Annotated in this window: 14 protein-coding genes; 6 read left to right on the top strand and 8 right to left on the bottom strand. The window is 69.3% G+C overall.

All coding sequences use genetic code 11. The annotated features are described in order from the left end of the window. Positions 1–28 precede the first annotated feature (28 nt). Both dnaJ and FNM00_RS11560 read left to right on the top strand, forming a co-directional pair. The gene (gene dnaJ / locus FNM00_RS11565) at positions 29–1183 is read left to right on the top strand and encodes a molecular chaperone DnaJ (protein ID WP_143913698.1); all 1155 of its coding nucleotides are present in this window, start codon (positions 29–31) and stop codon (positions 1181–1183) included. Between the two features lie 6 nt (positions 1184–1189). Continuing rightward, the gene (locus tag FNM00_RS11560) at positions 1190–1564 is read left to right on the top strand and encodes a heat shock protein transcriptional repressor HspR (RefSeq protein ID WP_143913697.1); all 375 of its coding nucleotides are present in this window, start codon (positions 1190–1192) and stop codon (positions 1562–1564) included. Positions 1565–1605: 41 nt separating this feature from the next. Here the strand turns inward: FNM00_RS11560 and FNM00_RS11555 are convergent, their stop codons facing one another. Further along, positions 1606–2181 (bottom strand): TetR/AcrR family transcriptional regulator, encoded by a 576-nt coding sequence (locus FNM00_RS11555; RefSeq protein WP_143913696.1) that lies wholly within the window; start codon positions 2179–2181, stop codon positions 1606–1608. A 58-nt stretch (positions 2182–2239) separates the two neighbouring features. Here FNM00_RS11555 and FNM00_RS11550 point away from each other — a divergent pair, with 58 nt between their 5' ends. After that, positions 2240–2713 carry a DUF4188 domain-containing protein gene (locus FNM00_RS11550; RefSeq protein ID WP_143913695.1) on the top strand — a complete coding sequence of 158 codons (474 nt, stop codon included), beginning with the start codon at positions 2240–2242 and terminating at the stop codon, positions 2711–2713. Between the two features lie 123 nt (positions 2714–2836). Here the strand turns inward: FNM00_RS11550 and FNM00_RS11545 are convergent, their stop codons facing one another. Next, complete coding sequence (locus FNM00_RS11545) at positions 2837–3541, bottom strand: DUF3800 domain-containing protein (RefSeq protein ID WP_143913694.1); 705 nt, start codon at positions 3539–3541, stop codon at positions 2837–2839. 148 nt (positions 3542–3689) lie between these two features. Between FNM00_RS11545 and FNM00_RS11540 the strand changes: the two genes are divergently transcribed. After that, positions 3690–4562: an adenylate/guanylate cyclase domain-containing protein gene (locus FNM00_RS11540; protein ID WP_143913693.1), complete on the top strand. Its 873-nt coding sequence runs from the start codon at positions 3690–3692 to the stop codon at positions 4560–4562. 8 nt (positions 4563–4570) lie between these two features. Here FNM00_RS11540 and FNM00_RS11535 read toward each other — a convergent pair whose 3' ends face one another. The 6 genes from FNM00_RS11535 to FNM00_RS11510 form a co-directional block, all read right to left on the bottom strand. Beyond that, the gene (locus FNM00_RS11535; RefSeq protein ID WP_143913692.1) at positions 4571–5506 is read right to left on the bottom strand and encodes a TauD/TfdA dioxygenase family protein; all 936 of its coding nucleotides are present in this window, start codon (positions 5504–5506) and stop codon (positions 4571–4573) included. Between the two features lie 135 nt (positions 5507–5641). Beyond that, positions 5642–6265 (bottom strand): LutC/YkgG family protein, encoded by a 624-nt coding sequence (locus tag FNM00_RS11530; RefSeq protein ID WP_143913691.1) that lies wholly within the window; start codon positions 6263–6265, stop codon positions 5642–5644. Next, positions 6262–7725: a LutB/LldF family L-lactate oxidation iron-sulfur protein gene (locus FNM00_RS11525; protein ID WP_185973111.1), complete on the bottom strand. Its 1464-nt coding sequence runs from the start codon at positions 7723–7725 to the stop codon at positions 6262–6264. The genes FNM00_RS11530 and FNM00_RS11525 overlap by 4 nt, the downstream gene beginning before the upstream one ends. A 71-nt stretch (positions 7726–7796) precedes the next feature. Continuing rightward, positions 7797–8570, bottom strand: a complete 774-nt coding sequence (locus FNM00_RS11520; protein ID WP_143913689.1) for a (Fe-S)-binding protein — start codon at positions 8568–8570, stop codon at positions 7797–7799. Positions 8571–8686: 116 nt separating this feature from the next. Continuing rightward, complete coding sequence (locus FNM00_RS11515; protein WP_143913688.1) at positions 8687–8908, bottom strand: hypothetical protein; 222 nt, start codon at positions 8906–8908, stop codon at positions 8687–8689. Next, positions 8886–9119: a hypothetical protein gene (locus tag FNM00_RS11510; RefSeq protein ID WP_143913687.1), complete on the bottom strand. Its 234-nt coding sequence runs from the start codon at positions 9117–9119 to the stop codon at positions 8886–8888. Before FNM00_RS11510 ends, FNM00_RS11515 begins: the two co-directional genes overlap by 23 nt. Positions 9120–9238: 119 nt before the next feature. Between FNM00_RS11510 and FNM00_RS11505 the strand changes: the two genes are divergently transcribed. After that, positions 9239–10177, top strand: coding sequence for an alpha/beta hydrolase fold domain-containing protein (locus FNM00_RS11505; RefSeq protein ID WP_143913686.1), 939 nt, complete (start codon positions 9239–9241; stop codon positions 10175–10177). Between the two features lie 25 nt (positions 10178–10202). Continuing rightward, the gene (ppc, locus tag FNM00_RS11500; protein ID WP_143913685.1) at positions 10203–12989 is read left to right on the top strand and encodes a phosphoenolpyruvate carboxylase; all 2787 of its coding nucleotides are present in this window, start codon (positions 10203–10205) and stop codon (positions 12987–12989) included. The last annotated feature ends 4 nt before the right edge of the window (positions 12990–12993 follow it).

Genomic DNA, 12993 nt, shown 5'->3' with positions numbered 1-12993 from the left:
CGATACGGATGGAGAGGAGGGGTGAGTCGTGAGCAACCCCAGTGACTGGGCGACCAAGGATTACTACAAGACGCTGGGCGTCAAGAAGGATGCCTCGGCAGCTGATATCAAGAAGGCCTACCGCAAGCTGGCGCGCGACAATCACCCCGACTCCCACCCGGGCGACACCGCCGCCGAGGAGCGCTTCAAGGAGGTCTCCGAGGCGTACAGCGTCCTGGGATCGGCCGAGAAGCGCAAGGAGTACGACGAGCAGCGCTCGTTGTTCGGCCAGTTCAAGGGCGGATTCCCCGGCGGGGGAGGTGGTTTCCCGGGCGGTGGTGGTGGCGGCACCACGATGAACGACTTCGATCTGTCCGATCTGCTCGGCGGTATCTTCGGGGGCGGCGGAGGTCGCGGCGGACGTCGTCGCCAGCCGCAGCCGCGCCGCGGTGAGGACCTGGAGTCCGAGGCCACGATCACGTTCCAGCAGTCGGTCGACGGAGCCACCCTGCCGCTGCGGCTCACGAGCGACGAGGCCTGCCCGACGTGTCACGGCACCGGTGCCGAGCCGGGCACGGTGCCCAAGGTCTGCCCGAAGTGTCAGGGCAGCGGCATGCAGACGGGGACGTCCGGCGGCGTCTTCGCGATGACGGAGCCCTGTTCGCAGTGCCGTGGCCGCGGGCTGATCGTCGAGCATCCGTGCGCGACCTGCAGCGGCAGCGGACGGGCCCCGTCGAGTCGCACGATCCAGGTCAAGGTCCCGGCCGGGGTCAAGGACGGTCAGCGGATCAAGCTCAAGGGCAAGGGCGGCAAGGGCGACGCCGGAGCACCCAATGGCGATCTGTTCCTCGTCGTGCATGTCGAGCAGCACCCGCTGTTCGGGCGCAAGGGCAGCGACCTCACGATCACCGTCCCGGTCGCCTTCGACGAAGCGGCCTTGGGGGCGCAGATCAGCGTGCCGACCTTGGACGGTCCGCCGGTCAAGATCAAGGTGCCGGCCGGCACTCCCACCGGACGTACCTTCCGGGCCCGCGGCAAGGGTGGCACCACGAAGTCTGGTGAACGCGGTGACCTGCTGGTGACCATCGAGGTCCAGGTGCCGCGTGAGCTCAGCGAGGAGCAACGGGCCGCGGTCGAGTCCTATCGCGTGGCCCGTGGCAGCGAGGATCCGCGTGCGAAGCTGTTCGACGCGGTGAAGGGATGATCGGCGATGAACGAGTTCGTACCGCCGGGGCCTGAGGCCAAGGTCTTCGTCATCTCGGTCGCAGCCGAGCTCTCGGGCCTGCATCCGCAGACCCTGCGCACCTACGACCGGCTCGGGATCGTGGCCGCGGGCCGCACCACCGGTGGCGGTCGTCGGTACTCGCTGCGCGATGTCGAGCAGCTGCGCGAGGTCGCGCGGCTCACCGCCGAGGGCCTCGGGCTTGAGGGCGTCAAGCGCGTGATCGAGCTGGAGAATCAGGTCGCGGCGCTACAAGAGCGGGTGGCCGAGCTGCAGGCCGAGCTGGCGACGGCCCAACAGTCCCAGAACCTCCCGTCCGTGATCGCCCACCACCAGATCGCCCTCTGGCAACGCCGCCGCTGAGAACTCGTGACCCACACTGCACGGGTTCTGGCTTCTCTCCGTCAGGTGGACCAGGCGCGGACGGTCGCGTCGAGGGTGGCGGCGTACAGGTCGTCGGCATCGGCTTCGTGGGGGAGCGCCCCCGCGAGTTCGATGCTGACCATGCCATGGACCTGGGCCCAGATCACCGCAGCCACGGTCGCCGGATCCTCCGGGCGGAAGGTGCCCTCTCGCTGGAGGCGTTCGACGGCCTCGCGCAGCGGCGCCATCGAGGCGGAAGCCAACTTCGGATCGGGGGTGCACTCCTCGCTCATCATCAGCGCGCCGCCGAACATGAGGCGATAACGTGCCGGGTGGTCGAGGGCCCACCGACGATAGGCCACGCCGAGGGCAGCGAGTCCCTCCTCGGCGGCCTCGGCCTGGGCGGCGCCGAACGAGGCGAAGGATTCATTGAGTAGGGCAGCCAGGAGCTGTGCCTTACTGCCGAACAGTGCGTAGATCGCGGTGGTCGAGGTGTCCGCCTCGCGAGCGACGGATCTCAGCGAGAGCGCCGCCGGTCCGACTCGGTCGACCACCTCCGCGGTCACCTCCAGGAGTCGTCCTCGTAAGGCGTCATCATGGAGCACAGGTCTTGCCATGGGGACAGGTTAGCCGTAACGTCGTTTTATAACGACGTTACGAAAGGTGATTCTCTCCATGAGTCAGGTATTCCCCGGGCGCTACACGGCAGCTCCCCAGACCGACACGGTCACGGTCTTCCTCATCGGCATGCGGGCCAATCGGTGGTGGAAGCTTCCCGCGGTGATGCGCACTGCCGTGGCGATGCCGCGCATGCTCATCCACCTCGAACGACACCCCGAGGCTGGCCTGCTCGGCTACCACCAATGGTTCGGGCGTACGACGATGCTGCTGAGCTATTGGGAGAGCCCCGACCATCTCCAGCGCTTCGCCGCGGACACCGGAGCGCCGCACCTCGGACCCTGGCGGGACTTCATGCGCCGGGTGAGCGGGACCGGCGATATCGGTGTCTGGCACGAGACCTATCAGGTCCCGACGTCGAGCCTCGAGGTCGTCTACAATGGCATGCCTCGCTTCGGGCTCGCCGGCGCCACCGAGCACGTGCCGGTCGGACCCGGTACCGCCACCGCACGCCAGCGCCTCGGCCGCTGAACGCCGCCATGGTGGTCGTCCGTGCACCACTGGGGACAGGCCGTTTGTGAGAGTGGGCGCGTGGTGCGATACTTGCCATGCAGACCCCCCCACAGCATTGTGGAGCAGGGGGTCTAGCTGTTTTCAGACCTCCCGTGGTCCGCGGTGGGGGTCGCGGGCCGAGAGATAGCGCTCGTACCATTCCCAGGCGTACTCGTGGCTCGGATGGCGTTCGACGGACACATAGGCGCACCAGGCGACCAGGTCAGCCAGCTGTACGAGCTGTGACTGGGCCGAGTCCACCATGATGGCGTCCTCGATGGTCCTGCGACGGTCCAGCTGCAACCTCCGGTGCGCGGCTCGATAGGAGCCGTCAGAGCCATCACCGTCGACGAGAACGAGGCCGTACTCGCGTCGTTCGGCGAGTTCGCACTCCCATAGTTCGATGAGCTCGCGATACACCCGGATCTTCGATCCCTGTCGTGGGTGTGGCTCGCAACGGCGATAGACGGCACCCGCGGTCACACCCTCCAGCGAGGAGACTTCGCGCAGCAGTGTCACGGCGATGTCTTGTCCCAGATCACGCCAGTAGACGACGCCCTCGTGCACGTGTCGGCGTGGGGGTCTGGTGCTGATCCGTCCGCGTCCGTTGATGTAGTGCGTGGAATGCAGCTCTCGGTCCACCGAGACGCCGAACTCTCGCCACAACCGCCGGCGTACGTCGATCCAGGTCCTCAACACTCGTGACCATGCGCCGGGCGAGAAATGGACCCAGCCGTAGACGACGAGCCCGGTGGCTTGATGGCCCGAGTCGTCCACATAGGCCAGACGGCTCAGGGGATCAGGCACCGTGATCCTCCGGCCTCATAGGAGCACATAGCCGCACCGTAGTCGTCCGAGACGAGATGCGGACGGTTGTCCACAGGGACGATCGGATGGGCGCACGCGTATCGACATCGGCACCCGCGCTGGCGGGTTCTCGTGCGACGATGCCTCCGTGAGCGTTCTGGAGATGGTGCTGGCGACGGCCGTCGTCCTCCTGACGGCCGCCCTCGGTGGGTGCCTGCTCGCGCTTCGCCGCTCACGTGCGCAGGTGGTTCGCCTGGAGGCAACGCAGCAGCGGACCGCGCCGCGATCACCGAAGGCTCTGCGGGTCGCGGGCCGGGCCGCGCGGGTCGTGGCGCAGTCGGCGGCCCATGTGCGCGAGCACGGTGTGACGTCGCTGGTCACCAGCTCGATCGAGGATCTGACCCGATGGGCGGCCGAGAGCCGTGCCGCGATCGCCGAGGTCACCGCGCCCGATGGCACCGTCACCGTCCTCTTCTCCGATATCGAAGGATCGACCGAGCTCAACGTGCGGCTCGGGGACCGCGCCTGGGTCGGTCTGCTCGCCGAGCACGACAAGCTGGCACGGGCCGTCATCGCCCGGCGTCGCGGACGCGTGGTGAAGAGTCAGGGCGACGGCTTCATGGTCGTCTTCCGCCATCCGGCGGATGCCCTGCGGGCCGGCTGGGAGATCCATCGCGGGCTGGCCTCCGCGCGGGGCCGGCTGCGATCGACCCCGATCTCCGTGCGCATCGGGGTGCACCGTGGTGTGGTGGTCGCCCGAGACGGCGACTTCTTCGGCCGCAACGTCGCCCTGGCGGCGAGGGTGGCCGCTCAGGCCGGTGGTGGCGAGACCTTGGTCTCCGATGAGCTGCGTGAGGCTCTGCTCGACTCGACCGAGTTCGTCTTCTCCGAACCCCGGGAGGCCACGCTCAAGGGCTTCGCCGGCCCGCAGACGCTCTGGCTCGTCGACGAGGTGGTCGACGACCACGAGGAGGATGCTCGGTCTCGACGTCCCAGGCTGTCTCGCCCGCGCCGCGGCTGAGGCCCGGTTCAGGCGGCCGGGGAATACCCCGTCGCGTCACCTCGCCGCACCGTGGACGTCACCCCGTCCACGCTCATCGGCACATCGCCGGCGACCGTGATGCGGCGCATGACGCGGCGCTCCCCGGCATAGTCGGCGACCGCGTAGTGCTGCGTCGCCCGGTTGTCCCAGACAGCGACATCGCCGGGTCGCCAATCCCACCGCACCGTGTTCTCGAGCGTGGTGACCTGGCGCTGCAGCAGCTCGAACAGGGCACTGGAGTCGCGGGTGCTCAGACCCACGATCCGCTTGACGAACTGACCGAGCAGTAGCGTGCGCTCGCCGGTCTCGGGATGGACACGGACGACGGGGTGCTCGGTCTCGAACACATCGGAGCCGAACTCGTCGCGATACGCCTGCTCTTTGACGTCGATGCCGCCGATGCGCCGCTCGTCGTGGTCGGCGGCGTAGTCGTAGAGATTGGTGTGCACCGCCCACAGCCGTTCGGCCATCGCCTGCACCGCCGGATGCAATGTCGCGTAGGCGCGCGCGGTGTTGGCCCAGGTCGTGGTGCCGCCGAACGAGGGGAGGGTCACGGCCCGGAGCACGCTGATGGCCGGCACCCGATCCACGAAGGTGACATCGGTGTGCCACGCGTTCGCCTTGCCGTGGGAGGAGTCGATCGGCAACACGGCGTTCGCGTCGCCGCGGACGGTCGGATGAGGGGCCGTCGGGGTCCCGAGGCCGGCCGCGAACTCGTAGTGCGCGAGATCGTCGAGTCCGGGTTGACCGCGCACGAAGACGACCTTGTGCTCGAGCACGGCCCGCCGGAACTCGGCGGCGATCGTCGCCGGCAGGGGACTGGTCAGGTCGACGCCCTCGACGACGGCCCCGATGTGCTCGCCGACGCGGCGCACGTCCAGATGCCGGTAGGTGACCCGACGGGTCGGTGCCGTGATGGTCATGCTGCCTCCGATCGTTGCCTCCCCCCAGGGTGCGTCTGCGATCGCGGTCCGCGGGCTCTGCTCACTGACCGAGACTGGTCCCCGACCGGCCTTCGAGGGGGGATACTCCGCCCTCGGATCAGGCAGCGGGTCGGCTCAACGCACGACGATGACGTGGAGGGTGCGAGGCCCGTGGACGCCCTCGACACGGCTCAGCTCGATATCGCTCGTGGCGCTCGGGCCGCTGATCCAGGTGAGCGGGTGGGTCTGAGCGCCGAGCTCGGTGATCCTGGCGACCGCCTCGGGCACGTCGCTGACGATCTGGTCGGCGGAGACGAGGCACACGTGGACGTCCGGAACGAGGGAGGCCGCCCGGCGTCCCTGTCCGCGCCCGTGGTCGAGCACGAGCGTGCCGGTGTTCGCGATGCCGATCGTCGCGGTGGTGACGACGGCATCGACCCGGTCCAGCTCGGTGGAGGTGAGGTCCGCGGCGTCGAGCCACTCGACCTCAGCGTCGCTGGGCCACGATTCGCGCAGCGTCCGGTCGCCGACGACATGCCGCGCGTCGCCGAGGGCGGTGGCGATCGCGTCACCAGCCTCGTCGCGATCGACGACATCGACACGAGCTCGGTAGTCGGTGACCCGCTCGACGAAGCGGTCGACGAGGTCGAGGTCGCCGGTGCTCACGGGCCGGCCGTACTCCCACGGCACCTCGGGTAGCTCGGGTCGATCGGCCAGCGCCGAGCGGACCCGGCCCAGGATCTCGTCGCGCGCGCTCATTCTCTCTCCTCGCTCGGCCCAAGCCGGCCGCCATCGGTGCGCTTCCACCAGGACCGGAAGGACTCGGACGGCGGGACGGGGGCGTCGCGGGCGCCGCTCCAGGCATTCAACGGCGGCGGAAGCTGGCGCAGCACCTCCTTGCGCCCGAGCAGTGGGCTGCGCAGTGCCTTCCCGCCCGTCGACGCGATCTTCTCGGCCGCCTCGTAGCGCCGGTGGTCCGCGAACATCCAGCCGGCCGCCTTCATGGCCAGGGCCTCCGGCTTCGGCACCCCGCCGCGGTGCTCTTCGACGACGCGGGTGCGCAGGTGTACGAGCAGCGACGGGATGTCGATGCGCACCGGGCACGCGTCGAAGCACGCCCCGCACAGGCTGGACGCATACGGTAGCGACTGGTCGATCTCGCTGGAGGTGCCGCGCAGCTGCGGGGTGAGGACGGCCCCGATCGGGCCGGGATAGATCGAGCCATAGGCGTGCCCGCCCGCGCGCTCGTAGACCGGGCACACGTTGAGACAGGCCGAGCAGCGGATGCAGCGCAACGCCGCGCGGCCGACCTGGTCGGCGAGGACATTCGTGCGGCCGTTGTCGAGCAGCACGATATGCACGTCCTGGGGGCCGTCGCCCTCCGCGCCGCCGGTCCAGATCGAGGTGTAGGGATTCTCCCGCTCCCCGGTGCTGCTGCGCGGCAGAACCTGCAGCATCACCTCCAGGTCGCGCCAGGACGGCACGACCTTCTCGATGCCGACGACCGAGACCAGCGTCCTCGGCAGCGACAGGCACATCCGGCCGTTGCCCTCGGACTCCACCACCACGAGGCTGCCGGTCTCGGCGATCGCGAAATTGGCGCCCGAGACCGCGAAGTCCGCGCGCAGGAACTTCTCCCGCAGGTGCAGCCGGGCCGCTTCCGCGAGCCGCGGCGGGTCGTCGGTGAGGTCCTCGGGGGCGGGCCGGCCCACCTTCTTCATCTCGCGCAGGAAGATCTCGCGCACCTCGGAGCGGTTGCGGTGGATCGCCGGCACCAGGATGTGGCTCGGCCAGTCGTCGCCGAGCTGCACGATGAGCTCGGCCAGATCGGTCTCCCACGCGTCGATGCCCGCGGCCTGCAATGCCTCGTTGAGCTCGATCTCCTGCGTGGCCATCGATTTGACCTTGACGACCTCGCGGGCCTGCTTCGCCCGCGCGAGGTCGACGACGATGCGATTGGCCTCGGCCGCGTCACGGGCCCAGTGCACCGTGGCGCCGGCGGCGGTCGCCCGCTCCTCGAACTCCACCAGGTACTCGTCGAGCGAGAACAAGGCGCGGTTCTTGATCGCCTCAGCGGCCAGGCGCAGTTGCTCCCAGTTGTCGAGCTCGCCGACCACCGCGGCACGCTTCTCGCGGATCACGCCAGTGGCGTGGGCGAGGTTGCGGCGCTGCACGGTGTCGGTGAGGGAGACGCGCGCGGCTTCCTGGAAGGTGGGCATGCCGAGGAAGGTCGTGGTGATGCCGACATGGGGATGCCCGTCGGCCTGCCTGGTGCCCGTGGTTCGCTCTCTCATGACGGGTCCTCCTCGGTCGATGCCAGGATCTCGGCCAGGTGCATGATCCGGATGCCGGAGCGCTCGCGTGACAGCAGGCCGCCGATGTGGGCCAGACAGGAGTTGTCGCCCGCCGCGAGCACCTCGGCGCCGGTGTCGCGGACGTGTCGTGACTTGTCGGCGCCCATCGCGATGGACGTGTCGGCATTCTTCATCGCGAAGGTGCCGCCGAAGCCGCAGCACTGGTCGGCCGCGGGCAGCTCCACGAGGTCGATGCCCTTGACCGCCCGCAGCAGTTGGAGCGGCTTGTCGCCTACGCGGAGCATGCGCAGCGAGTGGCAGGTCGGGTGGTAGGTGACCCGGTGCGGGAAGTAGGCGCCGACATCGCTCACTCCGAGCACGTCGACGATGAACTCGCTCAGCTCGTAGGTGCGCGGGGAGAGCGCCTCGACGCGGTCCAGGAGCCGATCATCGTCCGCGCGCCGGGCGATGTCCCGATGCTGATGCCGGACCGACCCGACGCACGAGCCGGACGGAGCGATGATCGCGTCGTAGGAGTCGAAGGCCCGCACGAAGGTCCGCACGGCCGGCTCCGCCTCGTCGAGATAGCCCGTGTTGGTGAACATCTGCCCGCAGCAGGTCTGCTCTACGGGGAACTCGACCTCGACGCCCAGCCGGCGCAGCAGCCGCACCACGGCTTTGGGCGTCTCGGGCCACATCAGATCGTTGAAGCACGTGGCGAACAACGCGACCCTCAATCCGGTGGCCGCCACGGGCGACGTGGTGCTCATGTCCCGACTCTCGCACGGCGTGCTCCGGCGTGCTCGACTGCGGCATCGAAGGAACGGAGACGGGGTCCTCGCGCGGGTCCGGTGAGGGTGGTGCCGGCTAGCCGGCCCGGCGCACGTCAGCCGGCGAGATCGTTGGTGCGGACGGCGAGGCACTCGTCGACGGCCTCCAGATGGGCGGCGACACCGGCGACATCACCGCCCGTGTCGTAGGCCGCCCGGATCTCGGTCCCCACGGTCGTCTCCACCGAGCCGACGCTGCACGCGATGCTCATCAGCTCGCCGCCCGAGCTGATGACCAGGCAGATGTCGGCCTGTTCATCGATGGGATATGGGATCACCGGCGTAGAAGGCATAGTCGTCCTGCTCGTGCAAGAGATAGGCATCGCGTACGGACCCCTGTGCTTCCTCGGGCAGCTGAGCGAGCGCTTCCGGCTCGCGCTCGGCGATGTCCGCGATGCCACAGGTCGTGGGCTCGCTGCCACAGGCTGCGAGGAGGGTGGCGCCGAGGAGAGAGGGCGTGGCGGCACGAATCCGGGGGTGGTGGGGCACTGAGGCTCCTTCAGTCGGCGGTGAGTTCCACCCTCGCATAGATCCGGACTACCGTCACCGGTTGAGCGGCAGGCCGACACGGGCGGGACGGGCTAGCGTGTCGGAGCGGAGGTGACCCGGTGGACGAGAAGAAGGAGACGACGGTTTCGTGGGAACGCGAGTCGCGGCGGCGTCATCCGTGGACGGTCCTTTACATGCTCGGCATGCGGATCCGCCGCGACAGCGAGGCGTTCAGCGGTGTCGAGCGCACACGCCGGCAGGCCCTCGAGCTGCAGGATCACGGTGACGCTCCGCCCACCTGGTGGACTCGACGACGACTGTCGGGGTGGGCCGAGCAGCGTGACGGCATGACCGTCTGGAGGCTGAGGCCACGGCGGCGCCGGCCCCGGCTCCGTGTGCTGTACCTGCACGGTGGCGGATACGTCCACCCGTTGACCGCCGACTACTGGCGCCTCGTACGGGCGTTGAGCAGGGTGCCCGCCGAGGTGATCGTGCCCTTCTACCCGCTCGCTCCCGAGGCCCATGCCGATGACGTCCTTCCCCGGCTGCTGGATCTCTATCGGTCGGAGTCCGGCCTCCCGGTCGTGGTGATGGGTGACTCGGCCGGGGGCGCGCTCGCCGTGGAGATCGCGATGCTGGCGCGCGATCGCGGTCTCAGGCCACCTCGTCGCGTCGTCTGCCTCTGTCCTTGGCTCGATGCCACCCTCGCCGATCCCGCCGTCGCGCAGGTGGAGAGCAACGACCCGATGCTTGCCGAGAGTGGTCTTCGCGCGGCCGGCCGATGGTGGGCCGGGGCCCGCGACCCGGCGGATCCCCTCGTCTCGCCCGTCCGCGGCCGGCTCGAAGGGTTGCCGCGTATCGACGTGCTCATCGGCGACCGGGACATCCTGCGGCCCGCCATCGACGACTTCTTCGCAAGGGCGCGGGCGGCCGGAGCCGCGGTCGATGTTCACGAGGTCTGCGCGATGTTCCATGTGTGGATGACGCGTGCCGTGCCGGAGGGACGGCGCACGCGGCGCTGGCTGGTCCGCCGGTTGCGGTCCATCGCGACACGATGACGAGCCGCGTCCTAGGCTCGATGACATGACCGCCAGTGAGTTCGACGCGATCGCCAGTTCCATCGACGATGCGATGCGCCACGATGTCCGGCGGGTCGTCGACCTGCTCGGTGAGACGCTCAAACGCCTCGAGGGCGAGGAGCTCTTCGACCTGGTCGAGCAGGTGCGGGCCCATGCGAAGGTGGTCGAGGAGAGCGAGGACGACACCGAGCGTGACGCATCGGCACAGACCATCCGCGAACTGCTGCGAGATGCCCCGCCGGCGACGCTCGGCCAGCTCGTGCGGGCGTTCAGCGTCTACTTCAGTCTCGCCAATGTCGCCGAGCAGGTGGCGCGCGTCCGTGGCTTCGCCTCGCGGCCTGAGGAGGACGGCTGGCTGGCCCGCGCGATCACCGACATCGTCGACGAGCAAGGGGCTGAGGGGCTGCGCGACGGCATCGACCGACTGCACGCGCGCACCGTCTTCACCGCGCACCCGACCGAGGTCAGCCGTCGCACCGTGCTGACCAAGCTGCGCCGCATCGCCGACATCCTGTCCGACCCCTCCGACCCGGAGAGCCGCAAGCGGAGGCGTCAGGACGCCGACCTCGCGCAGCTCATCGACCTCGTCTGGCAGACCGATGCCGTGCGCCGGACCCGCCCGACGCCGCTCGACGAGGCCCGGCACATGGTCTTCTATCTGCAGCAGATCCTCGACGAGGCGATGCCCGCCCTCAGCCGCGAGCTCGACGACATGCTGCGTGAGCACGGGGTCGAGCTCGCACCCACGCGGGCCCCGTTCAGCTTCGGCTCGTGGATCGGCGGCGACCGTGACGGCAATCCGAATGTCACGCCGCAGGTGACCCGCGACGTGCTCGACCTCCATCACCGGATCGCGTCGCGCATCGTCATCGAACAGCTGGACGTGCTGATCCGCGAGCTCTCCCCGTCCGACGAGCTCGCCGGCGTCAGCGACGAGCTGCTGGAATCGCTGGAGGCCGACCGCGAGCACCTGCCCGATCTCGACCCGCGGCTGCTGGTGGTCAACGCGGCCGAGCCGTACCGCCTGAAACTGTCGTGTATGCGCCTCAAGATGCAGAACACGGCGTCGCGGATCGCGCAGGCGCAACACCACCGGCCCGGCTGGGACTACGCGAATCGCGACGAGCTGCTCGACGATCTGTTCATCGTGGACCGGTCGCTGCGTGCCCATGGCGGCGAGCTCATCGCCGATCGGATGCTCGCCGATGCGATCCGCCAGATCTCACTGGTCGGCCTGCACCTGGCCACGCTCGATATCCGCGAGCACGCCGACGCGCATCATCACGCGATCGGCCTCATGGTCGACCGGCTGGGGGAGCAGGACCGGGACTACGAGGACCTCGACCGTCCCGAGCGCACGGCTCTGCTGTCCACCGAGCTGCTCGCGCGCCGGCCCCTCAGCCCGACACCGCCGGCACTCGACGAGTGGGGAGCACGGACCTTCGGCGTCTTCGACGCGGTCCGCGACCTCAAGTCGACCTTCGGCGAGGAGGTCGTCGAGTCGTACATCGTCTCGATGGCCCGCGGCGCCGATGACGTGCTCGCTCCTGCCGTGCTCGCCCGGCAGGCCGGACTCGTCGACCTCGTCGGCGGCCCGGGTGTCGAGCCGTTCTCGCGGCTGGACTTCGTGCCGCTGCTGGAGACCATCGAGGAGATCCGGCGGGCGGGCGATGTGCTCGACGATCTCCTCAGCGACGAGGCCTACCGCGAGATCGTGCGGCTGCGCGACGATGTCCAGGAGGTCATGCTCGGATACTCGGACTCCAACAAGGAGGGTGGCGTCACCACCTCGCAGTGGGAACTGCACCGGGCGCAGCGCAGTCTGCGCGATGTCGCGCAGAAGCACGGGGTGCGGCTGCGGCTCTTCCACGGACGCGGGGGCACGGTCGGGCGAGGTGGAGGCCCTACGTACGACGCGATCCTCGCCCAGCCGTGGGGCGTGCTCACCGGCGACATCAAGTTCACGGAGCAGGGCGAGGTCATCAGCGACAAGTACGCGCTGCCCAAGCTCGCGCACGAGAACCTGGAGCTCTCCCTCGCGGCGGTCCTCGAGGCCTCGACCCTGCACCTGGAGTCGCGGCATCGTCCAGGCCAGCTGGAGGCGTGGGACGAGGTGATGACCCTCGTCAGCGACGCGGCGTACACGTCCTACCGCGGCCTCGTCGAGGATCCGGGGCTGTTCGACTATTTCCTCTCCGCGACACCGGTCGACCAGCTCGGCGAGCTGAACATCGGCTCGCGTCCCGCGCGTCGGCCGGACTCCGGTGGCGACATCTCGGGTCTGCGGGCGATCCCCTGGGTCTTCGGCTGGACGCAGACCCGGCAGATCGTGCCGGGCTGGTTCGGTGTCGGCAGTGGATTGCGCGCGGCTCGCGAGGCCGGGCACGGCGAGGTGCTCGACGAGATGTACCGCGAGTGGCAGTTCTTCCGCACCTTCATCTCCAATGTCGAGATGACGCTGACCAAGACGGACCTGCGGATCGCCGAGCGCTATGTCGAGGCGCTGGTGCCCGACGAGCTCACGCATGTCTTCGACCTCGTCCGCGCCGAGCACGAGAGCACGCTGGCGGAGGTGTTGCGGGTGACCGGCGAGGGCGCGCTGCTCGAACACCAGCCGGAACTGCGGCGCACCCTCGACGTGCGCGACGCCTACCTGCAGCCGATCTCCTTCGCCCAGGTGGGTCTGCTCGCGCGCGTCCGGGAAGACCCCGACTCCCTCGACGACGACATGCGTCTGGCCCTCCTGCAGACCATCAACGGCATCGCCGGCGGCCTCCGCAACACCGGCTGACCCT

The organism is Aeromicrobium piscarium (assembly GCF_007421815.1).
In the GTDB taxonomy this organism is placed as follows: Bacteria; Actinomycetota; Actinomycetes; order Propionibacteriales; family Nocardioidaceae; genus Aeromicrobium; species Aeromicrobium piscarium.
Note: the sequence above shows the minus strand (reverse complement) of the source record. Positions and strands in the feature narration are given on the sequence as shown.